The organism is Flavobacterium pokkalii (genome assembly GCF_014596575.1).
GTDB lineage: Bacteria > Bacteroidota > Bacteroidia > Flavobacteriales > Flavobacteriaceae > Flavobacterium > Flavobacterium pokkalii.
On record NZ_NASZ01000022.1, the window covers coordinates 12,786 to 34,941 of the forward strand.

The 22,156-nt window shown below is 34.7% G+C and carries 20 protein-coding genes; 9 read left to right on the forward strand and 11 right to left on the reverse strand.

Annotation, left to right across the window (positions count from 1 at the left end; all coding sequences use genetic code 11):
• Positions 1 to 238: 238 nt before the first annotated feature.
• The 4 genes from der (at position 239) to B6A10_RS12980 (ending at position 4,051) form a co-directional block, all read left to right on the forward strand.
• On the forward strand, positions 239 to 1,549 hold the full coding sequence (gene der / locus B6A10_RS12965) for a ribosome biogenesis GTPase Der (RefSeq protein WP_188221202.1): 1,311 nt from the start codon (positions 239 to 241) through the stop codon (positions 1,547 to 1,549).
• Positions 1,550 to 1,827: 278 nt separating this feature from the next.
• Complete coding sequence (locus B6A10_RS12970) at positions 1,828 to 2,751, forward strand: hypothetical protein (RefSeq protein ID WP_188221203.1); 924 nt, start codon at positions 1,828 to 1,830, stop codon at positions 2,749 to 2,751.
• 94 nt (positions 2,752 to 2,845) lie between these two features.
• Positions 2,846 to 3,565 (forward strand): LEM-3-like GIY-YIG domain-containing protein, encoded by a 720-nt coding sequence (locus tag B6A10_RS12975; protein WP_188221204.1) that lies wholly within the window; start codon positions 2,846 to 2,848, stop codon positions 3,563 to 3,565.
• A 279-nt stretch (positions 3,566 to 3,844) separates the two neighbouring features.
• Positions 3,845 to 4,051 (forward strand): hypothetical protein, encoded by a 207-nt coding sequence (locus tag B6A10_RS12980; RefSeq protein WP_188221205.1) that lies wholly within the window; start codon positions 3,845 to 3,847, stop codon positions 4,049 to 4,051.
• An 81-nt stretch (positions 4,052 to 4,132) separates the two neighbouring features.
• Here the strand turns inward: B6A10_RS12980 and B6A10_RS12985 are convergent, their stop codons facing one another.
• The 3 genes from B6A10_RS12985 to B6A10_RS12995 all read right to left on the reverse strand — a co-directional run bounded on the left by B6A10_RS12985 (position 4,133) and on the right by B6A10_RS12995 (position 7,653).
• On the reverse strand, positions 4,133 to 4,372 hold the full coding sequence (locus tag B6A10_RS12985) for a hypothetical protein (protein WP_188221206.1): 240 nt from the start codon (positions 4,370 to 4,372) through the stop codon (positions 4,133 to 4,135).
• An 87-nt stretch (positions 4,373 to 4,459) separates the two neighbouring features.
• Positions 4,460 to 7,003 carry a TonB-dependent receptor gene (locus tag B6A10_RS12990; protein ID WP_188221207.1) on the reverse strand — a complete coding sequence of 848 codons (2,544 nt, stop codon included), beginning with the start codon at positions 7,001 to 7,003 and terminating at the stop codon, positions 4,460 to 4,462.
• Between the two features lie 236 nt (positions 7,004 to 7,239).
• Positions 7,240 to 7,653 (reverse strand): RrF2 family transcriptional regulator, encoded by a 414-nt coding sequence (locus B6A10_RS12995; protein WP_188221208.1) that lies wholly within the window; start codon positions 7,651 to 7,653, stop codon positions 7,240 to 7,242.
• 260 nt (positions 7,654 to 7,913) lie between these two features.
• Here B6A10_RS12995 and B6A10_RS13000 point away from each other — a divergent pair, with 260 nt between their 5' ends.
• On the forward strand, positions 7,914 to 10,694 hold the full coding sequence (locus B6A10_RS13000) for an outer membrane beta-barrel protein (RefSeq protein ID WP_188221209.1): 2,781 nt from the start codon (positions 7,914 to 7,916) through the stop codon (positions 10,692 to 10,694).
• Positions 10,695 to 10,761: 67 nt separating this feature from the next.
• Here the strand turns inward: B6A10_RS13000 and B6A10_RS13005 are convergent, their stop codons facing one another.
• The 5 genes from B6A10_RS13005 to B6A10_RS13025 form a co-directional block, all read right to left on the reverse strand.
• Positions 10,762 to 11,616 carry a TPM domain-containing protein gene (locus B6A10_RS13005; protein WP_394354334.1) on the reverse strand — a complete coding sequence of 285 codons (855 nt, stop codon included), beginning with the start codon at positions 11,614 to 11,616 and terminating at the stop codon, positions 10,762 to 10,764.
• Positions 11,617 to 11,620: 4 nt separating this feature from the next.
• The gene (locus tag B6A10_RS13010) at positions 11,621 to 12,058 is read right to left on the reverse strand and encodes a TPM domain-containing protein (protein WP_026713245.1); all 438 of its coding nucleotides are present in this window, start codon (positions 12,056 to 12,058) and stop codon (positions 11,621 to 11,623) included.
• Positions 12,059 to 12,180: 122 nt separating this feature from the next.
• Positions 12,181 to 12,774: a LemA family protein gene (locus tag B6A10_RS13015; protein WP_188221210.1), complete on the reverse strand. Its 594-nt coding sequence runs from the start codon at positions 12,772 to 12,774 to the stop codon at positions 12,181 to 12,183.
• A gap of 69 nt (positions 12,775 to 12,843) precedes the next feature.
• Positions 12,844 to 13,176 (reverse strand): MerR family transcriptional regulator, encoded by a 333-nt coding sequence (locus tag B6A10_RS13020; RefSeq protein WP_026713247.1) that lies wholly within the window; start codon positions 13,174 to 13,176, stop codon positions 12,844 to 12,846.
• A 79-nt stretch (positions 13,177 to 13,255) separates the two neighbouring features.
• Positions 13,256 to 14,233, reverse strand: a complete 978-nt coding sequence (locus B6A10_RS13025; protein WP_188221211.1) for a M23 family metallopeptidase — start codon at positions 14,231 to 14,233, stop codon at positions 13,256 to 13,258.
• A 267-nt stretch (positions 14,234 to 14,500) separates the two neighbouring features.
• Between B6A10_RS13025 and alaS the strand changes: the two genes are divergently transcribed.
• The gene (gene alaS / locus B6A10_RS13030) at positions 14,501 to 17,137 is read left to right on the forward strand and encodes an alanine--tRNA ligase (protein WP_055093977.1); all 2,637 of its coding nucleotides are present in this window, start codon (positions 14,501 to 14,503) and stop codon (positions 17,135 to 17,137) included.
• Positions 17,138 to 17,286: 149 nt separating this feature from the next.
• On the opposite strand, the gene B6A10_RS13035 is transcribed toward alaS, so the two are convergent.
• Positions 17,287 to 17,676, reverse strand: coding sequence for a hypothetical protein (locus tag B6A10_RS13035; protein ID WP_188221212.1), 390 nt, complete (start codon positions 17,674 to 17,676; stop codon positions 17,287 to 17,289).
• Between the two features lie 415 nt (positions 17,677 to 18,091).
• On the opposite strand from B6A10_RS13035, the gene B6A10_RS13040 reads away from it, so the two are divergent.
• From B6A10_RS13040 to B6A10_RS13050, 3 genes are read left to right on the forward strand one after another with little or no spacing between them, the layout of a single operon-like run.
• Positions 18,092 to 18,862: a hypothetical protein gene (locus tag B6A10_RS13040; protein ID WP_188221213.1), complete on the forward strand. Its 771-nt coding sequence runs from the start codon at positions 18,092 to 18,094 to the stop codon at positions 18,860 to 18,862.
• Between the two features lie 32 nt (positions 18,863 to 18,894).
• Entirely contained in the window at positions 18,895 to 19,851 is a 957-nt protein-coding gene (locus B6A10_RS13045; RefSeq protein ID WP_188221214.1) for a GSCFA domain-containing protein, read from the forward strand.
• A complete protein-coding gene (locus B6A10_RS13050) occupies positions 19,848 to 20,468 on the forward strand; it encodes a DUF4230 domain-containing protein (RefSeq protein WP_188221215.1) in 621 nt (206 codons plus the stop codon). Before B6A10_RS13045 ends, B6A10_RS13050 begins: the two co-directional genes overlap by 4 nt.
• Before the next feature lie 4 nt (positions 20,469 to 20,472).
• On the opposite strand, the gene B6A10_RS13055 is transcribed toward B6A10_RS13050, so the two are convergent.
• Entirely contained in the window at positions 20,473 to 20,871 is a 399-nt protein-coding gene (locus tag B6A10_RS13055; RefSeq protein WP_188221216.1) for a group III truncated hemoglobin, read from the reverse strand.
• A 33-nt stretch (positions 20,872 to 20,904) separates the two neighbouring features.
• Positions 20,905 to 22,149: a threonine ammonia-lyase IlvA gene (gene ilvA, locus B6A10_RS13060; protein ID WP_188221217.1), complete on the reverse strand. Its 1,245-nt coding sequence runs from the start codon at positions 22,147 to 22,149 to the stop codon at positions 20,905 to 20,907.
• Positions 22,150 to 22,156: the final 7 nt, after the last annotated feature.

Sequence of the window (22,156 nt, forward strand, 5' to 3'; positions counted from 1 at the left end):
GAACGGCATCCTTTTATGTTTTTCTTTAAAACATAAAAGATAGAGTGGACAGCTGGAAATAGCTCCTGAAAATAATAAAAACTTTGCAACTTAGTATCTTAGTGACTTAGCCACTTTTTTGACTACCTTTGCGAAAAATTTAAAAAATGCATTTTTGATTGATAATGTATTGTTATTTAGTCAAGAAGCGAAATCTAAAATCTGATCCCGATAGTTATCGGGACTAAAAAATAAAGAAATGAACAACATTGTTGCCATTGTAGGAAGACCAAACGTAGGGAAATCGACCCTTTTTAACCGATTAATACAAAGAAGAGAAGCAATTGTAGATTCGGTTTCGGGGGTTACCCGCGACAGAAACTACGGAAAAAGTGAGTGGAACGGAAAAGAATTTTCGGTGATTGATACGGGAGGTTATGTACGTGGTTCGGAAGACGTTTTTGAAGGAGAAATTCGTAAACAGGTTGAGTTAGCTATCGACGAAGCTGATGTAATCATTTTTGTGGTGGATGTTGAAGAAGGGATTACACCAATGGATGAAACGGTAGCGAAGTTGTTGCGTAAAGTAACTAAGCCGGTTTTATTAGCCGTAAACAAGGTAGATAACGCGATGCGTGAAAAAGACGCTGTAGAATTTTACAACCTTGGTTTAGGTGATTATTACACTTTTGCGAGTATTTCAGGAAGTGGAACCGGAGATTTATTGGATGCTTTGATTGAAGCATTTCCAGATAAACCGGAAGTGGTTATAGAAGAAAAAGCTTTGCCTCGTTTTGCTGTTGTGGGACGACCTAATGCCGGGAAATCAAGTTTTATCAATGCCTTAATTGGTAAAGACCGATTTATGGTAACGGACATTGCCGGAACTACCCGCGATGCGATTGATACAAAATTTGACCGTTTTGGTTTCGAATTCAACTTAGTAGATACTGCCGGAATTCGTCGTAAAGCAAAGGTTAAGGAAGATTTAGAATTTTATTCGGTAATGCGTTCGGTACGTGCCATTGAACATGCTGATATTTGTATCTTGGTGATTGATGCAACGCGTGGATTTGAAAGTCAGGATCAGAATATTTTTTGGTTGGCTGTTAAAAACCGAAAAGGAGTGGTGATTTTGGTAAACAAATGGGATTTGATTGAAAAAGATACGATGTCAACCCGGGATTATGCTGAGAAAATCAAGAAAGAATTGTTGCCGTTTACTGATGTGCCTATTTTGTTCGTTTCCGCTTTGACCAAACAACGTTTGTTGAAAGCGTTGGAAGCTTCTGTTCAGGTGTTTGAAAACAGAACCCAAAGAATTCCAACTTCAAAATTCAACGAATTTATGTTGAAAGTGATTGAAGCTTATCCGCCGCCGGCAACTAAAGGAAAGTATGTGAAAATTAAATATTGCATGCAATTGCCATCGCCAACGCCTCAGTTTGTGTTTTTTGCCAACTTGCCACAGTATGTTAAAGAGCCCTACAAACGTTATTTAGAAAATAAAATCAGAGAGAATTGGGACTTTGAAGGAGTGCCAATTGATATTTATATTAGAGAAAAATAAAAAGGAAAACCACTCAAATTGAGTGGTTTTTTTGTTAGAATAGATGCTAAAAGCTCAAGATTAGATTCTTGGGCTTTTTTTGTAGTATTTGTTGTCTGTTAACGGATTTGTTGGTTTTTTATAGTATTTTTTTTGTTTAGGAAAAATAGTATGATTATGTTTGGAGAAATAAGTGTTAATGCAATCACATAAAGCCAATTCTAATTGAGTAGATTGGAATGATTTTATAACACATATACAATAAATAGTTAGTAGTAAAATTAAAAGAAAAGATAATTATGAATATTTTTTTAAGTTGGTCAGGAGATCAAAGTAAAAAAGTCGCCGAAATTCTTAAAGTATGGCTTCCATCCGTGATACAATCATTAAAACCTTTTTATTCGTCGACAGATATTAAAAAAGGAAAACGTTGGGATGGTGAATTATCAAAATCTCTCAACGATACAGAATTTGGAATAATAATATTAACAGAAGAAAATAGAACTGCACCTTGGATTATGTTTGAAGCAGGAGCTTTAGCAAAAAACATTGAAACAGGTCGAGTTTGTACTTTACTTTTTGATATAAAAGATACGGATGTAGTTGGTCCACTTTCTTCTTTTCAAAACACAAAATCTACAAAAAAAGATATTCTAAAATTATTAGAAGATATTAACGAAACACTTGCTGAAAATAAAATATCGAAAGAAGTTCTTATTCGTGTTTTTGAAAAAATGTGGCCAGATTTAGAAACGGAATTCACTAAAATTCTCGACTCTAAAAAAGTTAAGACTAAAGAAGAACTTCGCCCTGAAAGAGAACTCATTGAGGAATCTCTTCGGATTTTACGTAACATGCATTTTAGACATACTGTTTTTTCTAATACTGATTTTGAATTTGACCGCCACGACAAAGTAATATTTGATAAAGAAAGTGAAGCAATCTTATTTTATAGTGGCGAAGATGAGGAATATTGGATTGGTCTTGATCAACTAAACAATACAGCAGAAGTAATCGATTTTATATTTCAAGTAGCAGGAAAAAGTTGGTGTAAATCAAAACATATAAAAGAATTTGTTGATTGTTTAAACGAAATTTCAAATTTATATTTTGATACTTCGGCGCAAGGGGTAATTTGTCCTTACGGATCATTTATGAAAATTGATTGGAATAAAAGAGAAAAAGCTAGATTAACATTACTAGAATCATCAGCATCTGAATAAAGATCTATTACTAACAGCTACTACAACGGATTTTGGTAATAGGTTTATATTACCAAGATAATGTGCATATTTTAAGTTTTTTATTGAGAAATATATGTTTGACCAAATAACAAGTGATAAACTTGGGTATTACGTTTATACGTTAATTAATCCAAATGATAATAGACCTTTCTACATCGGTAAAGGAATCGGGAATAGAGTGTTTAATCATCAAAACTGTGCGATTAAAGATGATTATTCAAATTTAAAATTGGACATAATCAGAGAAATTTTCGAAAACGGACAGAAAGTTGAACATATCATTATTAGACATGGTTTAACAGAGAAAGAGGCATTTGAAGTTGAAGCTTCTTTGATTGATTTTGGAAACAAATTTGGGTTTGAGTTTTCAAATATTGTTTTGGGGCATCATTCAAATGTAAAAGGGTTAATGACTTCAGATGAAATAATAAGAATTCATAATGCCCAACCATTAACTGAGTTAACAGATCCCGTAATTATTATTAATATTAATAAAAAATATGCGAGAGGCAACTCAAGTCAAGAGATCTATGAATCAACAAAACAAGCTTGGGTAATTAGTGAAAACCAAAGAAAAATGACAAAATATGCACTTTCAGAATTTACTGGAATTGTAATAGAAGTTTTTGAAATTCTAGAATGGTATGAAATTCCTATGCCTGAAAATAGAAAAAGTCGATGGGGATTTAACGGTAGAATTGCATCTTCTGAAATTAGAGATAAATACATAAATAAATCGTTAGCACATACGAAAAAGAAAGGAGCTGCAAATCCAATAAAATATAGGCTTTAAAATAACCCCTGATCGCTCGTATATAATAAAATATCTCGTTCAACGGATAGATTAGATTTGCACACGAGCGATAACGAATTGACGAAGTAATCTGTGCCGCAAAGGAGAGAAAGTAATACAATTTTAATAAGCTACAACAATGAAAGTTATAGCTTTTTGTTGTTATAAATAATGGTATTTCAAAATTCTGCAAATAGCTACAATTAACTTTCATTCAGTAGCATATAAAATTTTGAAATAGAATTTGTAAATTTGTAAGACTATAAAAAAACTATTGCCATGAGTACATTGGAATTAAAACAAGAGCTGCATCAGTTTATTAATGAAGGCGATGAAAAATTCATCAAGATGTTCTATGAAATGGCAAAAGCATATAGTGTCCAACTAAAAAAAGACAAAATGATTGCTGAATCAGAGAATGATATAAAATCAGGAAGAATTCACAGTCAAGCTGAGGTTCAAAAAATGATTGAAAGTTGGCAATAATGAGATATAACTGACTATTGAATAAATCCCTTTACAAGCCTAGAGTCTGTAAAGGGATTTTTGATTTAATGGCTTAAAAATTTAATTGTCTTCGTCTTCATCCAGAGTTTCTACAGGATGATCCTCATACCAATCTTTAAAAGTTTTATTGGTGGTGTAATTATCAGTCAAAACAGTATAAGTCATAAAGGGTATTAAAATAAAACCTATACTGTGCATCAACAACAGTATTCGGATATTGACATTGGTTTGGTTCAAAGCCGCAAATACGAAAACATATACTGTTGTCATCCATACCAGTTTCATAGTGAAATTTTTCATAACGGCATTTTCTCTTAAAGTTACTCACTTTAATCTTGTGTTTAGGTTAAATATCTCATAATTAATTGGTTATGATTTTTGGGGTTTTTATAATGAATATTTCAAAGTGATTCCATAGGTTCTTTGGTCTCCCAAAACTCCGGCATATTGTCCGGCATTTCCACCTGCCGGTAATAGTTGTTCGTAATGATCTTTATTGAAAAGATTTCGTCCCCAAATATGTGCCGACAAACCTTCTGCAACTCGGAAACCTAAACGCCCGTTGAAAATAGCATAACCGGGAACGATTAAATATTTAGAAGCTGACGGACTTGATGAAAATTCCGAACGGCTGTAAGAATCCAATGCGATGAAGAATTTACCCAGATTTCCAAAGAATTTAGCATCTGTAGTATATTCTCCCCCTAAGCTTCCGGCCCATTTGGAAACTCCCGGTAAGCTGGAACCTGAAACATCTTTATAAGAAACGGCAGCTCCTGTTTCTTCCAACGGAAGCGGTGCATTGGTAAACTTGATATACTTTCCATCTGTATAAGTAGCAGCTCCGTTTATATTGAAGTGACTGTTAATAGATACACTAAAATCAACTTCTGCTCCTCTTACGCGTACTTTGTCTGCATTGGCTAAATAGCCACGGTTAACACCTAGTTCAGCCGCCTGAACATTGGTTTGATAATCAGTAATATCGGTATTAAAGAATGTAATATTAAATATGGTATTGTTAAATGGTGTTGTTTTAGCTCCTATTTCATAATGATTGACACTTTCCGGTTTGATTACAGCCAAATCCAATATTGGAGCTCCGTTAAGCGTTGGTAGTCCCGCTACGTTTACACCCACAGGTTTGTAACTTTTTGCATAGGTTGCATAAGTATTTACTCGGTCAGTAGGTTTATAGGATAACGTAAGATTTCCGGAAAAGTCGGTAGCATCCGTGTTTTTTGCAAAACTTTGATCACTATATACTAATTTTTTCAAAGCAATTAATTCCGGATCTGTTGTTTGCAAGCCTCCGTAAGTAGTACGGTTGTAATCGGCATCTTTTCTGTCGTAGTTATAACGTAAACCAGGTAAAATATGTAATTTTTCAGTAATCGTCCAGTCTAACTGACCAAATACAGCCGCAGATGTTGCATGAATACTTGCGTCTGTGTTAATTCCGTAACCTTCAAATAAACCAGGAGTTGACCATTTGGTACTGCTAGTACTTTGAGCAAAACGCCATTGCGCACTTCCTGATTCTTCTGTTCCGGTTGTATGTGAATTTTGGTCGATAAAAAAGATACCTCCCACAGCACTGATTTTAGAGGAAACTTGTCCGGCATAGCGTATTTCCTGAGTAAATTGTGTTTGTCTGGTTGGATTTTGCGATTTAGCTAATACCTGTAATCCTGTAAAGTCTCTGTCATTGGACGGATCCCAATTCCAAAAACGCCAGGCAGTTGTTGAAGTTAGCGTTCCGCTACCAATTTTTGTATCTACATTTAAAGAAGCACCCCCTAAATCCTGATTGGAACGCCAAGGCGTATCCTGATCTATTTTTCGGTCAAAAGCATTTGTGCTTGGTAATTGGTAACCCAAATCGGCAATAATTTGATTGAATTGTCGGTAAGCAGCTCTCTGAGTAGGAGCAACTCCGGCAATAACCTGCGCATAACCGTCAGGACGTTGAGTTGTAATATCTGCTGAAAGTAGAATATTGGTATTGGCTGACGGGGTATACAATAGTTGCCCTTTGATTCCCTGATTGTTCAAAGTATTAGTCGATTTTCCGGTAGCTACATTTTCGATTAAACCGTCTCTTTGTGTTCCCGAAAAAGAAAGGCGTCCGGCAATTTTTTTAGTTAAACCACCGGTTACAGAAGCTTTGGCTTGCAGAAATGAATAGTTACCATAACTCACTTCAAAATTGGCGCTAGGTGTAAAACTTGGTTTTCTGGTGGTGATGTTAAAAGCTCCGGCAGTGGTGTTTTTTCCAAATAAAGTTCCCTGTGGTCCACGCAACACTTCAATCTGACTGATATCGACAAAATCTAAAGTAGTCGCAGCAGGACGTGCATAATACACACCGTCAACATAAAAACCAACTCCGGGATCAATACCGTCATTCGTTAAACCGAAAGGAGAACCTAAACTTCGAATATTAATTCCAGTGTTTCTAGGGTTTGATGAATATAATTGTACCGAAGGAATTAATTCTTTAATTCGGTTTACATTGAAAGCACCAGCTTGTTCGGCTTGTTTTCCGCTTACAACCGAAATTGGAATGGGTACATTTTGAGCTTTCTCAATTCTTCTTCGGGATGAAATTACTACTTCGGCCAGCTGATTATCTTCTGTCAAAATAATGTTTAAAGGAGTCGCAGGTATGGTTGAGAGAAATACTTTTTCTGCTTTGTATCCTGCATATTGGATTAAAAGTGTAATTGGCAATTTTCCTTGTGATTCAATGCTGAAATCTCCGTTTACATCGGTAGTAGTTCCGAATGTGGTTCCGTTAATGACAACATTTGCCGACGGTAGGGCATTGGTTTCCTTGGTAGTCACACGGCCTTTTATGGTTTGTGCAATGCTGTTTGAAATACTTAATAATAAGATAGTTGTGAATATTTTTTTTATAATTGTTTTCATTATTTTATTAATTATATATGATTAGTAGAGTTTTAAATTAAATTTTTTTAAGAGCACATATACATCATACAATAATGAATTATTTTATTTGAATTTAAAGTAATAACCGTTTTTGGGCTTTTTTTGAAAAAGCGTTTTTGAATTGTTTTCATCGTTTAATAATTATAGTGATAATTGTAAATCGATGCAAATATATATAAATTCTATAAAAATAGTAGAATTAAATAAATATTTTTTTATTTTTTTACTAATGAAGCTATTGTAATCCCCTGCATGGCTTTCAAAGTTTCGTCTCTGATTGTCATTAAACCGTGTCGTAGCAGGCATTCCGACTCGTCTTTACAATCCGAACAACGCTCGTAAAAATTTAGTGAAGCACAAGGTAGTAAAGCGATAGCGCCGTCAAATAAACGATGAATATCGGCTAAAGTAATTTCATTTCCGGATTTTAAAAGGTAATAGCCGCCTAGTTTTCCCTGTTTGCTGCCTACTAAATGTCCGCGCTTTAAATCCAGTAATATCTGTTCTAAAAACTTTTTAGGAATATTAGCCGATTCGGCAATATCGGTCGTTTTAGAGATATGATTGATATCCTGTTGCGCCAAATAGAGTAGGGCTTTAAGGGCGTATTTGGTTTTTTGTGAAAGCATCTGTTATTCGTTCGCGGCTAAGTTTAATTTAAATCAGGATAAAGATAAATAATTTTATAAATGTTACAACTGATTTTTATGCAACTGATTAAAATTGTTAAAGTTTTCGAGAAGAATGATTTTTTAGAAGTCTGGAAATACCGCGGTTTTCTTTTTGTTAAGAAAAATAATATGTTAATTTTTACGTAAGAAATAACTTTGATTCATCAAAAAGGCTTAGCTTGCGTAGCTATTTTATGACTAACCAAAGCTATTCGTGTATGAAAAGACTCTTACCAATTCTTTTTTCATTGTTTTATTGTATTTCCTTTCAGGCTCAAAATGCTATTGAAGTTAAGGGGAAATTGTTAGATAAAAAGAATCAATTTCCTATTGAGGCAGCGACTGTATATTTGTCGTCAGCCAAAGATTCCACAGTAATCGATTATACGATTTCGGATAAAAACGGCAATTTCAAATTAGAAACTAAAAAAATTACTCAGCCGTTCTTTTTAAAAATTTCTTATATGGGGTACCAATCATTAAAGAAAGAGATGGATGCGTTAACCGAAAGTAAAGATTTTGGTAATTTATTTTTGATAGAAAATGAAAATGTATTGAATGAAGTGGTGATAAAAAGTGAGGCGCCGCCTATTCGCATAAAAAAAGATACTCTGGAATTTAATGCTTCTTCTTTTAAAGTGAGACCGGATGCCAATGTGGAAACTTTGTTAAAACAATTGCCCGGAGTTGTTATTGATGAGGAAGGGAAAATTACTGTAAACGGCAAGGAAGTCAACCAGATTTTAGTAAATGGAAAACCATTTTTTGATAAAGACGGAAAAATTGCGTTGCAAAGTTTACCTGCCGATTTGATTAATAAAATTCAGGTGAGCGATACCAAAACTAAAAAAGAAGAACTCAATAAGCAGGCGGCTTCGTCTAATAATGCCAGCATTAATCTGACGATTGATAAGGATAAAAACAAAGGACTTTTTGGTAAAATTATGGCGGGTGCCGGAACGGATAACAGGTATGAAAGCAACGGATTAATCAATTATTTTAAAAATAAAAGAAAAATAAGTGTGCTGACTTCGTTCAATAATATCAATTCGCCAGGCTTTTCGATGAATGAAATTTTTGACAATATGGGAGGTGGGCGAAGTCGAAGTGGTTATTATTACGGACAAAATTCTTTTGCCGTAAACGGAATCCGTTTTGGCGGAGGTAATGGAATTACCAGGTCGAATATGATTGGAGTGAATTATACCGACGAACTGGCTAAACATTTTGATGCCACCGGAAGTTATTTCTTTACCAATGCCAATACTGAAAATAAGACTTCGAGCAAAGTGACTACTTTTTTACCAACCGGAAATTTGTATTCTGAATCCAGAGGAACATCGAATAATGAAACTAACGGACACAATCTGAATTTTGAATTTGAATACAAAATAGATTCTACGGCAACGATTGTGGTTGCACCTAAGTTCAACAAAAGCCAGTCTAATAATCGGAATGAATCTTCGGGAGAATCCTATAATACCAACGGTGATTTGGCTAACGAAAGTACCAACAATTATTCCAGTGATTCAAATAATGACAAGTTTAATAATTCGATTTTTTTTAACAAACGTTTTAAAGGCAATAAGCAATTTTTAGCCGTTAATTTTGATAATGAAAATTCAAAAGACGAATCTAACGGGATGAGTGTGAATAAAGTAGATTTTCAGAATCCGGCAGAAATAGATGTTGATAGAAATCAAAATATTAGGAACAAAAATATAACCGATAATTACCATCTTAATGTGGAGTTTTCTAATAAAATAACCGATTCTTTAAGTGTAGAAATTGGTGGTGATTTTAGAATTAATTCGAATTCAACGGAAAGAAAAACCTTTGATTTTAATGATTCGAGTCAGGAATACAATGATTTTAATGCGGCACAATCCAATTATTTTACGACCGAAAATATATTTATTCGACCACAAACGGCTTTTAAAATTACAAAGAAAAAAATTAATTTCAATTTAGAAGCAGGTCCCATGATTATTAGACAAAATACTTTTTCTAATTATATGGGACAGGATATGGGTTTAAGAAAAAACTATGTGTTGCCTTATTTTAATATGAATTCAAGATATACAATTTCAAAGTCTAAATCCGTAGGAATTTATTATGATTACAGAGTCGATTTGCCCTCGGCTTACCAACTTTTGCCGGTTGAAGATTTGTCAAATCCTATAGGTATTTATAAAGGAAATCCTGATTTGAATCCAAATAAAACCCATTCCGGGAATATTAGTTATAATAATTACGATTATGCAACACGTTCGGGTTTTTATGTGTATATGTATGCTAATTATTATGAAAACAGAGTGGTTTCTTCGATGATTTATGACAAAGAGAATCTAAAAACGACCAGTACTTATGAGAATATTTCCGGAAATTATTCCGTTAGTCTGGGAGGTTCCTGGAATAAAACTTTAAAAAAAGAAGCTAATATTTATAAGTTTAGTGTAGGAACTTACGGGGGATACAGTTTTGACAAAGGATTTGTTGATGGAGAAATTTATGAAGCGAATACTTTTTCAGTATATCCAAGAATCAATTTTACTTATGAAATTGATAAGCTTTTTAGTTTAACGGCTAATTATAATCCGGTGTTTAATGATTCAAAATACACGAATTACACTATTAGCTCAACATCTAATTTTAATCATAGGGCAGAACTGCAAACGACTAATTATTTTGGAAAAAAATGGATTTTTGCCAATGATTTTTCCTATTCCTATAATTCGAATATTTCGGATGGTTACAAGAAAGATTTTTATTTATGGAACACCAGTTTAGGCTATACATTTTTCAAAGATCAATTAACGGCTAAAGTGAAAGTGTATGATATTTTGAATCAGAATCAAAATGCTACCAGATATATTTCGCCAACCAATATTTATGATTCGGAAAACACGGTTTTAAAACGTTATCTCATGTTTTCGTTAACTTATAAGATTAGTAAATTTGGCGGAAAAGAAAAGAAATATAATGAAAGAAGGTTTTAAGAAGATTTACTTTTAAAACAAAAAACCACTTCCAATGGAAGTGGTTTTTTTGTTTTAATATGTTTTTTTACCAACTTCCGCTGGAACCACCGCCGGAGAATCCTCCTCCTCCAAAGCCGCCACCGAAACCGCCGCCTCCAAATCCACCACCGGAGGAACCACCGAATCCTCCTCCTCCAAAACCGCCACTGTTTCGACCTAAATTACTTAAGATAATCATATCCAGTAAACTTGGTCCGCCACCGCCATTGTTTCCTGAATTTCCACCGCCTCCTCTTTTGTTTCGGGAAGCTAAAATGAAAATCAGAACGATAATGATAATGAAAGGAAGAATAGGGAAATCCTGTTGTTGATTTTGTTTTCGGCTGCCTTTGTATTTGCCTTTAAAAACATCAATTAAAGCGTCAATACCTTTATCGACTCCGTTATAAAAACTTCCTGCTTTGAATTCGGGAATAATAATATTTCGAATAATTTCTCCGCCAATTCCGGCTGTCAATCGGTCTTCCAGTCCGTAACCCGGATTGATGGCAATTTTTCGATCGTTTTTAGAAATTAAGATAATAACTCCGTTGTCATCTTTAGCCGTGCCTCCAATTCCCCAAGTTTGAGCCCATTTTGTTGCCAGCAAACTGACATCTTCTCCTTTTAAACTTTCAATCGTAATGACTACAATTTGAGTGGTTGTGGAGTCAGAATATCGAATGAGTTTTTCCTCCAATTGTGCTTTCTCGTTCGAATTAAAAAGATTAGCATAATCGTAAACGGAAGTTTGAAACGAAGGTTTTTCGGGGATTTTAAATTGGGCAACTAATAAATTGCAGTTCAGTAAGAATATAAAAGCTAAAAACAGATAGCCTAGTTTATCGCTTAAATGTTTTTTGAATACTGATGGCTGCATTCTGCCTTCTGATTTTTGCATTGTATTATCCTTTTGAGATTTCGTTCGATAATTCGTTGGTGTCGCCTTCCTGCCACGGAAAATATTTTTTGAGTTGTTCTCCGGCTCTTAAAATCCCGTCAACAAGCCCTTGTTTGAATTTTCTTTGTTTGAATTGAGTGATCATGGCATCGCGGGTACAGTTCCAAAAATTATCTTCCACAACATCGTTGATTCCTTTGTCTCCGCAAATAACAAAATTATGATCGTCAACGGCCAGATAAATTAAAACCCCGTTTTTTAATTGGGTTTCATCCATTTTTAGTTGGTGAAAAACCTCTTTGGCGCGGTCAAAAGCATCTATAGAAGTTGTCTTTTCAATGTGAACTCTAATTTCACCTGAAGTGTTTTTTTCGGCAATGCGAATGGCTTCAACTATCTCCTGTTCTTCTTCCGGAGTTAAAAAATCTTCAACGTTTGACATGTGAGAAAAATTAAGTTTTGAAATCTTTGTTTTTGCTTCCAGAACGGTTAGATTTTACCATTAAGAAATTAAGTTATTTAAGTTTTGCTTAATCTGCTTAATTTCTTAATGGTTTAAAAGGTTTAGAATTTCACTTCCGGAGCTTTATCAGCACCTTCTACAGCGTTGAAATACGCTTTTTCTTTGAAGCCAAATACGCCTGCAAATAATGAGTTTGGGAAGGTTTTAATATGGTTGTTGTATGGTTTAACGGCTTCGTTAAAACGCGTACGAGCTGTTAAAATTTGGTTTTCGGTACTGGCCAATTCGTCCTGTAATTTCAGGAAATTCTGGTCGGCTTTAAGGTTTGGATATTGTTCTACAGTAAGCAATAAACGTGATAAAGAGCTGCTTACACCGCTTTGTGCTTTGTTGAAAGCTTCTAATTGTTCCGGTGTGATGTTAGTTGGGTCAACCGTAGTTTGAGTCGCTTTGGCACGGGCTTCAATAACTGCTGTTAAAGTGCTTTTTTCGTGTTCAGCATATCCTTTTACGGTGTTTACTATATTTGGAATCAAATCATTTCTTCTTTGATAAGCCGTTTGAACATTTCCCCAGGATTCTTCAATATCCTGATTCAAAGTTACCGCAGTGTTGTTGATTCCTTTTACCCAACCGTAAATTCCAAAAAGAATAACTGCACCAATAATCCAAGGTAAAAATTTCTTAAAATCCATGTTTCTGTTTAATTTAAAGTTTATTATTTATTGTTTGTAATCTAAAATCAAAAATCGTTAATCTTAAATCTATAGTTCATTTTTAATATTGGTCAACTGCACTTTGATGGCTTCCAGTTTGCTGATGATTTCAAATTTGTCCAGCGTTTTCTTTTGTCCTTCTTTCAAATGCGTTTTGGCTCCTTCGAGCGTAAAACCTCTTTCTTTTACCAGATGGTAAATCAATTGCAGGTTTTTGATGTCTTCCGGAGTGAACATTCGGTTTCCTTTGGCGTTTTTTTTAGGTTTAAGAATGTCAAATTCACTGTCCCAAAAACGAATGAGCGAAGCATTTACATCAAATGCTTTGGCTACTTCGCCTATGCTGTAATATCTTTTGCCGGGTTGTAACTCTATGTGCATAATTTTTTAAATTCCAAATTAATAAATTCCAAAAACCAATGTTTTAATTCTAAAATCAGCAATTAACAGTCAAAAATCGTTAATCCAATGACTGATTTTCCTGATTAGCCAATTTTGAAATGGCAACGTATTCGACTGCCGAAATATTGCCGTAATAAAAATTAAGCGGATTCACTACTCGACCGTCTTTGTGAACTTCGTAATGCAAATGAGGTGCTTCCGAACGTCCCGTGCTGCCTACAAATCCAATGATGTCACCACGTTTAATGCGCTGCCCGGCTTTGCAGTTGTATTTGCTTAAATGAGCATATAAGGTTTCATAACCATAACCATGTCTGATAACAATATGATTTCCGTATCCCGACGCTCTGTTGTCAGCCTGTTTGACTACACCGTCTCCGGTGGCAAAAACCGGTGTTCCTTTTTTAGCGGTAAAATCCATTCCTTCATGCATTTTTCTAACCTTGGTAAAAGGATCCGTTCGGTATCCAAATCCGGAAGCCATTCTTTTCAGATTCTCGTTTCTGACAGGCTGAATCGCCGGAATCGCAGCCAGTAATTTGTTTTTTTCTTTGGCTAATTTTAAAATATAATCCAATGATTTGGACTGAATGGCCAGCTCTTTGGTTAAAACATCAACTCTTTTAGTGGTTTGCAAAACCAGTTGGGTATTGTCATAACCTTCTAAAGCTTTGTATCGGTTTACATCGGTAAAACCGGCTTTTCTTTCTGCTTCAGGAATAGGAGCGGTGTTGAAATAAGTTCGATACAAATTGTTGTCTCGCTCTTCGATGGCTTCAACAACATTATCTATCTGATCCATTTTTTTGTCCAAAACCGCATAATTCAGTTTCAAATTTTCAATTTCCCGAAGTAAAAGTCGGTCTTTGGGAGTGTCAAAATAAGGGGTGTTCAGCAGAATTACAAAACTCAGAAAACCAAACAATGCGGCAGCCAGTAAAAACAGGGCGACAAAGCCAAATTTCTTTCTTTTTTTGACTTTGATTTTGCGATATGCCAGATTTTCAGAATCGTAATAATATTTTACTTTCGCCATATTTTAAAATACCCTATTTTTGCAGCTTCAAAAAAGCGGATTGCAACAAATTTAATAAATGTTTTATTTGTGCAGCCCTTTTTTTAGTATTAAATATAATATAAAATTGATTGAAAGATTTAAAAATTTAGCAGCTTAAAGCTGGCTGAATTTATGAATTTAGCAAAAGATTAAGGTTTATGAAATTGGAATTTAATGAGTTAAGTTTCCTTTGGTTTAAGAATTAATCTTTAAATTTTTCAATCTTTGAATCATTAAATTATAAAAATGAAATCACAAGACATTCGCAAAGCGTATTTACAATTTTTTGAAAGCAAAGAACATTTAATTGTTCCTTCGGCACCTATTGTTTTAAAAGACGATCCAACCCTGATGTTTAACAATTCCGGGATGGCACAGTTTAAAGAATATTTTTTAGGAAACGCCACTCCGAAAAGTAATCGTATTGCGGATACTCAAAAATGTCTTCGTGTTTCCGGAAAGCATAACGATTTGGAAGATGTTGGTTTTGATACCTATCACCACACCATGTTCGAAATGCTTGGAAACTGGTCTTTTGGAGATTATTTCAAAAAAGAAGCTATTCCGTGGGCTTGGGAATTTTTGACAGAAGTTTTAAAACTAGATAAAGACCGTTTGTATGTTTCTGTTTTTGAAGGAAACGAAGCCGAGAATGTGCCTTTTGATCAGGATGCTTTTGATATTTGGAAGCAATTTGTTTCTGAAGACCGCATTATACTTGGAAACAAAAAAGATAATTTCTGGGAAATGGGAGATCAGGGACCTTGCGGACCTTGTTCGGAAATTCATATCGATTTGCGTCCGGATGCTGAAAGAGCGGCTGTTTCCGGTTTTAGTTTAGTAAATGCCGATCATCCGCAGGTAGTGGAAATTTGGAACAATGTATTTATGGAATTCAACCGTAAAGCCGATGGTTCCTTAGAAAAATTACCGGCTCAACACGTAGATACCGGAATGGGATTTGAGCGTTTGTGTATGGCAATGCAAAACGTAACTTCTAATTACGATACCGATGTGTTTACACCGCTTATTGAAAAAGTGGAGCAAATTACCGGATTGAAATACACTTCTAACGAAGTTAAAAATATAAGTGAAGAGCAAAACAAAATCAATATTGCGATTCGTGTAATTGTAGATCACGTACGTGCAGTTGCTTTTGCTATTGCTGATGGGCAGTTGCCTTCCAATAACGGAGCGGGTTATGTAATTCGTCGTATTTTACGTCGTGCCATTCGTTACGGATTTACTTTCTTGAATACCAAAGAGCCTTTTATTTATCAATTGGTTGAAGTTTTGGCGAATCAAATGGGTGAGTTTTTCCCTGAAATTAAAAAGCAACAAACATTAGTTACCAATGTGATTCGTGAAGAAGAGGCTTCTTTCTTAAGAACTTTGGAACAAGGATTACAGTTGTTAGAAAATGTAGTGGCTGAAACTAAAGGAACGGAAGTTTCCGGAGTGAAAGCTTTTGAATTATATGATACTTTTGGTTTTCCAAAAGATTTGACGGCCTTAATCTTAAAAGAAAAAGGAATGTCGTTTAACGAAGCTGAATTTGAAGCTTCGATGCAGGAACAAAAATCACGTTCTCGTGCTGCTTCGGAAGTTTCTACGGATGACTGGAAAATTCTGGTTGAAGGAAATGTAGAATCTTTTGTGGGTTATGACCAAACAGAAAATGAAGTAAAAATTACCCGTATCCGTAAAGTAGATTCTAAGAAGGACGGTGTTTTGTACCAAATTGTATTAGATGCTACACCATTCTATCCGGAAGGTGGAGGACAGGTTGGTGATAAAGGAGTCTTGGTTTCTGCAAACGAAACCATCGAAATTATCGATACCAAGAAAGAGAATAACCTGATTTTACACTTTGCTAAAAAATTACCAGAAAATATTTCGGCCTCTTTTGTAGCGAAAGTAAATACCGATTTAAGAACCGCGACTTCTAAAAATCACTCGGCGACACACTTAATGCATCAGGCGTTGCGAAGTGTTTTAGGAACGCATGTCGAGCAAAAAGGTTCATTGGTAAATCCAAAAAATTTACGTTTCGACTTTTCGCATTTTTCAAAAGTAACGGACGAAGAATTACAACAGGTAGAGGATTTTGTAAATGCGAGAATTCAAGAGCAATTGCCATTAATTGAAAGAAGAAGTATTCCAATTCAACAGGCTTTAGAAGAAGGCGCAATGGCTTTGTTTGGAGAGAAATACGGCGATAATGTGCGTGCGATTAAATTTGGCGACAGTATGGAATTATGTGGAGGAATCCACGTGAATAATACGGCTGATATTTGGTCTTTCAAAATTGTTTCGGAAGGAGCGGTTGCTGCCGGAATTCGTCGTGTTGAAGCGATAACCGGAGAAGGAGTAAGACAGTTTTTTGCTTCTCAGGAAGAATTATTGGGCGAAATTAAATCGGTATTGAAAAATCCACAAGACACGGTAAAAGCTGTGGTTTCATTACAGGATGAAAATGCTAAGTTGAAAAAACAAGTAGAAGCTTTACTGAAAGAGAAAGCTAAAAATATGAAAGGCGAATTGGCTCAGGAATTACAGGAAGTAAACGGAGTACAATTCTTAGCGAAGCAAGTAGATTTGGATCCTTCAGGAGCTAAAGATTTGGTTCACGAATTAGGAAGTAATAAGGAAAATTTATTTGTGGTATTAGCAACTGTAAACGAAGACAAACCGATGTTAACTTGTTATATTTCTAAAGAATTAGTGGCTGAGAAAAACCTAAATGCCGGACAGGTAGTTCGTGAATTAGGGAAATTTATCCAGGGAGGCGGAGGAGGTCAGCCGTTCTTTGCTACAGCAGGAGGAAAGAATGCAGCAGGAATTCCGGAAGCTTTAGCAAAAGCTGTTGAGTTTGTAAAATAATCTTTCGTGATATATAAAATAAGAAAAACCCTTTTAGTTTGTGAAGACAAATTAAAAGGGTTTTCTGGTTTAAGTTTGGATCTTTGGGACAAAAAAGAAGACGAAATGCTATTCTTTTAATCTCTTAAAAAGAATTTATAAACTTAATTTTATTTTTCTGAGTAACTTACTTCAATTCCGTTTTCTTCCAGAATATCCAGTAAGTAACTGTTCTCTTTTGGGTCGTATTGTTCAATACCGCTTTGATACCATTTTAACAGAATGGCTATTTGGAAATGCGTATAACCGTCGGTGTCAACATTAATTCCTAATAAGCCGGCTAATAAAAATTCATCCAGAATTTTTTCGGTAATAATTTTTTTCGGAATTCCTTCGTGGATACTTCCATTTAAACTTTCATAATCCAGTCGGCCGGAATTAAAACCATCATTAAATGCCGAATTGGAAGTTTTGTTTTTTACTTCAGAATAAGGATTTTGCCCCGCTGAATAGCCTTCGAAAAAATCCTGTCTGTAAATAGGGTTGAATATATTTTTCATAGTGTGTTTTGCTGGTATCCTTGTCAAATGTAGAAGCAAAAAATTAGTAAACAACTTAAAATCGTTAAAAGGAAAAAAAACTCTTTAAACCGCGAGTGCCTTGCTTTTTATCGATAAAAATGAAATGTTAAAAGACTGTGTTTTTCCGGGTTTAAGGTGTTTTGGTTGGGTTTAATCAGTGGTTTTGTGTTTGTAAATCAGTGGATTGCTTTACTTTGAATTTGGAAGTTTATTGGCAAACCTAAAAGATGATATTGGTAAAAGGAAAGGCTGTCTTTAAAGCAGGCTGATTTTTGTTTTTAAAAGTGCCCTTTGAACGAGTTTTTAGGTCGTTAAACCTGTTTTGTTGGCTTGGCTGTATTAAATATTTAGTTTTGGAGTCCCAAAAATATCCAGTTCAATTAACCTATATCGCATGAAAAATTTGACCAAAATATTTTTTCTGATTTCTGTTATTGCTTTGGTTCTTACTTCCTGTTCGAACGATAAAGATGATAAGGGGAAAGTTTTTGTAAAAATAATTGAAACTACTGAGAATGATGTTGTTGAGAATTCTATTTTCAAATATCAAGAAAATCAAATTATCAGCGCCGAAAATTCAAAGCAAAGAATCGATTATACTTATGCAAACGGACTTATTTCCAGAATTGTAACTTATGATAAAGATTCGAAATCAAGTGTGGTTTTAGAATTCAGTTACGAAAATGAAAAATTAGTTCAGCTTACTTCTTCCGAAAATTATTCGATTTATTACAGTTATAATTCAGACGGAACGGTTTCTTATGAGAAATTCAACGGGACAACTAAAAACGAAGCCCAAAAAGTCTATCACGGAACGTTGTCTTTTAAAAATAAAAATCTGATTAAAGACGAGCGTTTGTTTGATGTTTTAGATGAAAATCAAACCGTTAGTTTGAAAATTAGTTATGACTATGATACGTTTAATAACCCTTATTATAGTATTTTAGGTTACGATAAGTTGCTAAATCAGGGCGCTTTGGTATCCAAAAATAATATGGTACAGGCAGTTTCCGAGACGACTGTTACTGAAGGAGAAGGAACTATTTCTTCTGCTAATATTTATAAAACAACTTATAAGTATGATGCCGATAATTACCCGGTGGAGCAGGTTTCGGAAGCCAGTTTGACGAATCCTAATTATTCTAAAATTCAGTATTTGTATTAAATTATAATACTTATTTTTGGAAAAAAACGGCAATGCAATTTCGTACCCCAATACCAATCACTGAAATTCAGTTTCCTATTGATTATCATTCCAAAATTTTAAGTCTGGGTTCCTGTTTTGCGGTGAATATGGCTGAGAAATTGGAGTATTTTAAATTTCAAAACAGCTGCAATCCTTTTGGGATTATCTTCAATCCAGTTTCCATTGAAAAATTAGTTCAGCGAGCCGTTCATAAGCGTTTTTTTACCGAAGAAGATATTTTTTATCACAATGATTTATGGCATTGTTTCGAAGTGCATTCGGAACTTTCTAATCCGGATAAAGCAATTTTTTTAGATTCATTGAATGATTTATTCGATTTAACCAATCAACAAATCAGCGAATCGACACATTTTTTAATTACCTATGGAACGGCTTGGGTATATCGAAATAAAGAAAGTAATCAGATTGTAGCCAATTGTCATAAAGTGCCTCAAAAGCAATTTACCAAAGAATTACTTTCGGTTGAAAGGATTCAAACGGCTCTTCAAAATACCATTCAGCTTATTCAAACGGTAAATCCGGAGGCAAAATTTATACTTACCATTTCTCCCGTGCGTCACATTAAAGATGGTTTTGTCGAAAATCAATGGAGTAAAGCGCATTTGATTGCAGCAATTCATTCAACTGATAACTCACAACTCACAGCTCATAACTATTTTCCCAGTTATGAAATCATGATGGACGAATTGCGGGATTATCGTTTTTATGCCGAGGATATGTTGCATCCTAATCAGCTCGCGATAGATTATATCTGGCAGCGATTTAAAGAAACAGCAATTTCAAAATCAGCTTTGCCGGTTTTGGAAGAAATAGGAAGTATTCAAAGTAGCTTGAATCATCGTCCTTTTAATCCGGAATCCGAAAGTCATCAAAAGTTTTTGGTAAAACTTCAGAAAAAAATCACCGACATCTGTATTCGTTATCCTTTTATGAAATTTGAATTATGATTAGAAAAATACTCATTAGTGTAATTGCAGTTGTTGTGGTTGCGTTGTCGTTTAAATATTGTGAGTTCAAAAAAGACAATCCGGAAGAACTTAGTTACAACACCAATTTAATTCAGCAACAAATTTTGAATGTAGGCAAATTAGTTGTGACCGAAGGACATTTTGCCGAGGTGATTACCTATAAAAACCAACAAAAATACCTGATGAATATGCTTTCTTTTGAAAAGAAAGCGCTCTTGGTTGTCAATGTCGATGTAACAGTAGCCTATGATTTGCATCAAATGAAATACGATATTGACGAAAAAAATAAAACTATCACTATTTTAAACATTCCCAAAGAAGAAATCAAAATTAGTCCCGATATTCAGTTTTATGATGTGGAACAAAGTAAATTAAATCCGTTTACCGGAGAGGATTATAATAAAATCAATAAGCAGGTACGGGCTAATTTAGCTAAGAAAATAGCCAATTCGTCTTTGAAGAAAAATGCTAAAAATCGCTTGATTAGTGAGTTGTCACAACTTTTTATTCTGACTAAAAACTTAGGCTGGACTTTAAAATTTGAGGGAAATATTATTGAGAGTGAAACCGATTTAACTCAAAAAATCAAGTTGTGAGTTTTTAATTTCCAAAAAAATCTCTTCCCCCGGTTCTAAAATACTCTATTTTATAAAAAAACATTTCAGCCATGTTTTTAGCACGGAGTTTGGCTTCTTCGGCTAACTCTCCGGTATAAAGTTTATCAATGGTTTCGGTAAAAATTTCCATCCAACGATTAAAATGTGCTTTTTCTACCGGTAAATGTTTGTGTGGCGGAAACGGGCTTCCGGAATAAGTGTGTTCTTCCAGTAAAATAGTTTGCCAAAAACGATACATACGTTCTAAATGTGCCGACCAGTTATTACCAATTTTTTCATTGAAAATTGGACCAATCAGCGGGTCTTTTTGAACTTTAGAATAAAAAGTATCTACCAATAGTTTAATATCATCAAGATTTTGTATATCGTTTAAATAAGGCATTTTTGATCGAATAATGGATTACGGAAATATTTTTTAGCCAATTAGCTGGTTGAATAAATCAAGTTTGTCATTGAGATATTTGTATTCAAAACCCTTGTTATTCATCTTGGTTTTAATAGCTTCAATATCATTTTTGTTTTTAAGTTCAAGCCCAACAACGGCCGGGCCTGTTTCGCGATTGTTTTTCTTGGTAAACTGGAAATAGGTAATATCGTCGTCCGGGCCTAAAATGTCGTTGACAAATTCTTTTAAAGCGCCAGGACGTTGCGGAAACTGAATCATAAAATAATGCATCAGTCCTTCATAAAGCAAGGAACGTTCTTTTATTTCGGCGGTGCGTTCAATATCGTTGTTGCTTCCGCTGACGATACAAACGACGGTTTTACCTTTTATTTTTTCTTTGTAAAAATCCAAGGCGGCTATGGCTAAAGCTCCTGCTGGTTCAACTACCATGGCTTCTTCGTTGTATAAACGTAAAATGCTGGTACAAACTTTGCCTTCCGGAACCAGAATAATGTCGCTTAGGCTTTTTTTACAAATGTCAAAAGTGAGTTTGCCCACTTGTTTTACGGCTGCTCCGTCAACAAATTTATCGATATTGTCTAAAACGGTTACTTTGTTATTGGCGATGGAAGTTTGCATCGAAGGTGCGCCTTCAGGTTCTACACCAATGATTTTAGTTTGCGGACTTAAATGTTTAAAAACTTCTGAAAGCCCGGAGGCTAGTCCGCCGCCACCTATTGGAACAAAAACATAATCAATAGGTTTTTTATAGCTTTCTAAGATTTCGAGTCCTACAGTTCCCTGACCGGCAATTACTTTTTCATCATCAAAAGGATGAATAAAAGCCATCTTGTTTTTAGTGGATTCTGCTATTGCGGCCGTATAAGCATCATCAAAAGTATCGCCCGTAAGGATGATTTCTACATAATTCTCTCCAAAAAGTTTTACTTGTTTTATTTTTTGTTTCGGAGTGGTTTTAGGCATGTAAATTTTGCCTTTTATCTGAAGCAATTTGCAGGAATAAGCCACACCCTGAGCGTGATTTCCGGCGCTGGCGCAAATAACACCCTGTTCCTGTTCTTCAGCAGTAAGGGTGCTTATTTTGTTGTAAGCACCTCTGATTTTATAAGAACGAACGGTTTGTAAATCTTCTCTTTTTAATAAAATTGTAGCATTAAATTCGTTTGAAAGATTTAAATTTTTGGATAAAGGTGTTGCCATTACAACATCCTGTAATTGTTTTTTGGCTTCTATTATTTGTTGAAATAAACTCATAATTCCG

Bases quoted from the DNA above. Each gene is read 5' to 3' on its own strand.
- der (WP_188221202.1), top strand. From the start codon at position 239: ATGAACAACATTGTTGCCATTGTAGGAAGACCAAACGTAGGGAAATCG.
- B6A10_RS12970 (WP_188221203.1), top strand. From the start codon at position 1,828: ATGAATATTTTTTTAAGTTGGTCAGGAGATCAAAGTAAAAAAGTCGCC.
- B6A10_RS12975 (WP_188221204.1), top strand. From the start codon at position 2,846: ATGTTTGACCAAATAACAAGTGATAAACTTGGGTATTACGTTTATACG.
- B6A10_RS12980 (WP_188221205.1), top strand. From the start codon at position 3,845: ATGAGTACATTGGAATTAAAACAAGAGCTGCATCAGTTTATTAATGAA.
- B6A10_RS12985 (WP_188221206.1), bottom strand. From the start codon at position 4,372: ATGAAAAATTTCACTATGAAACTGGTATGGATGACAACAGTATATGTT.
- B6A10_RS12990 (WP_188221207.1), bottom strand. From the start codon at position 7,003: ATGAAAACAATTATAAAAAAAATATTCACAACTATCTTATTATTAAGT.
- B6A10_RS12995 (WP_188221208.1), bottom strand. From the start codon at position 7,653: ATGCTTTCACAAAAAACCAAATACGCCCTTAAAGCCCTACTCTATTTG.
- B6A10_RS13000 (WP_188221209.1), top strand. From the start codon at position 7,914: ATGAAAAGACTCTTACCAATTCTTTTTTCATTGTTTTATTGTATTTCC.
- B6A10_RS13005 (WP_394354334.1), bottom strand. From the start codon at position 11,616: ATGCAAAAATCAGAAGGCAGAATGCAGCCATCAGTATTCAAAAAACAT.
- B6A10_RS13010 (WP_026713245.1), bottom strand. From the start codon at position 12,058: ATGTCAAACGTTGAAGATTTTTTAACTCCGGAAGAAGAACAGGAGATA.
- B6A10_RS13015 (WP_188221210.1), bottom strand. From the start codon at position 12,774: ATGGATTTTAAGAAATTTTTACCTTGGATTATTGGTGCAGTTATTCTT.
- B6A10_RS13020 (WP_026713247.1), bottom strand. From the start codon at position 13,176: ATGCACATAGAGTTACAACCCGGCAAAAGATATTACAGCATAGGCGAA.
- B6A10_RS13025 (WP_188221211.1), bottom strand. From the start codon at position 14,233: ATGGCGAAAGTAAAATATTATTACGATTCTGAAAATCTGGCATATCGC.
- alaS (WP_055093977.1), top strand. From the start codon at position 14,501: ATGAAATCACAAGACATTCGCAAAGCGTATTTACAATTTTTTGAAAGC.
- B6A10_RS13035 (WP_188221212.1), bottom strand. From the start codon at position 17,676: ATGAAAAATATATTCAACCCTATTTACAGACAGGATTTTTTCGAAGGC.
- B6A10_RS13040 (WP_188221213.1), top strand. From the start codon at position 18,092: ATGAAAAATTTGACCAAAATATTTTTTCTGATTTCTGTTATTGCTTTG.
- B6A10_RS13045 (WP_188221214.1), top strand. From the start codon at position 18,895: ATGCAATTTCGTACCCCAATACCAATCACTGAAATTCAGTTTCCTATT.
- B6A10_RS13050 (WP_188221215.1), top strand. From the start codon at position 19,848: ATGATTAGAAAAATACTCATTAGTGTAATTGCAGTTGTTGTGGTTGCG.
- B6A10_RS13055 (WP_188221216.1), bottom strand. From the start codon at position 20,871: ATGCCTTATTTAAACGATATACAAAATCTTGATGATATTAAACTATTG.
- ilvA (WP_188221217.1), bottom strand. From the start codon at position 22,149: ATGAGTTTATTTCAACAAATAATAGAAGCCAAAAAACAATTACAGGAT.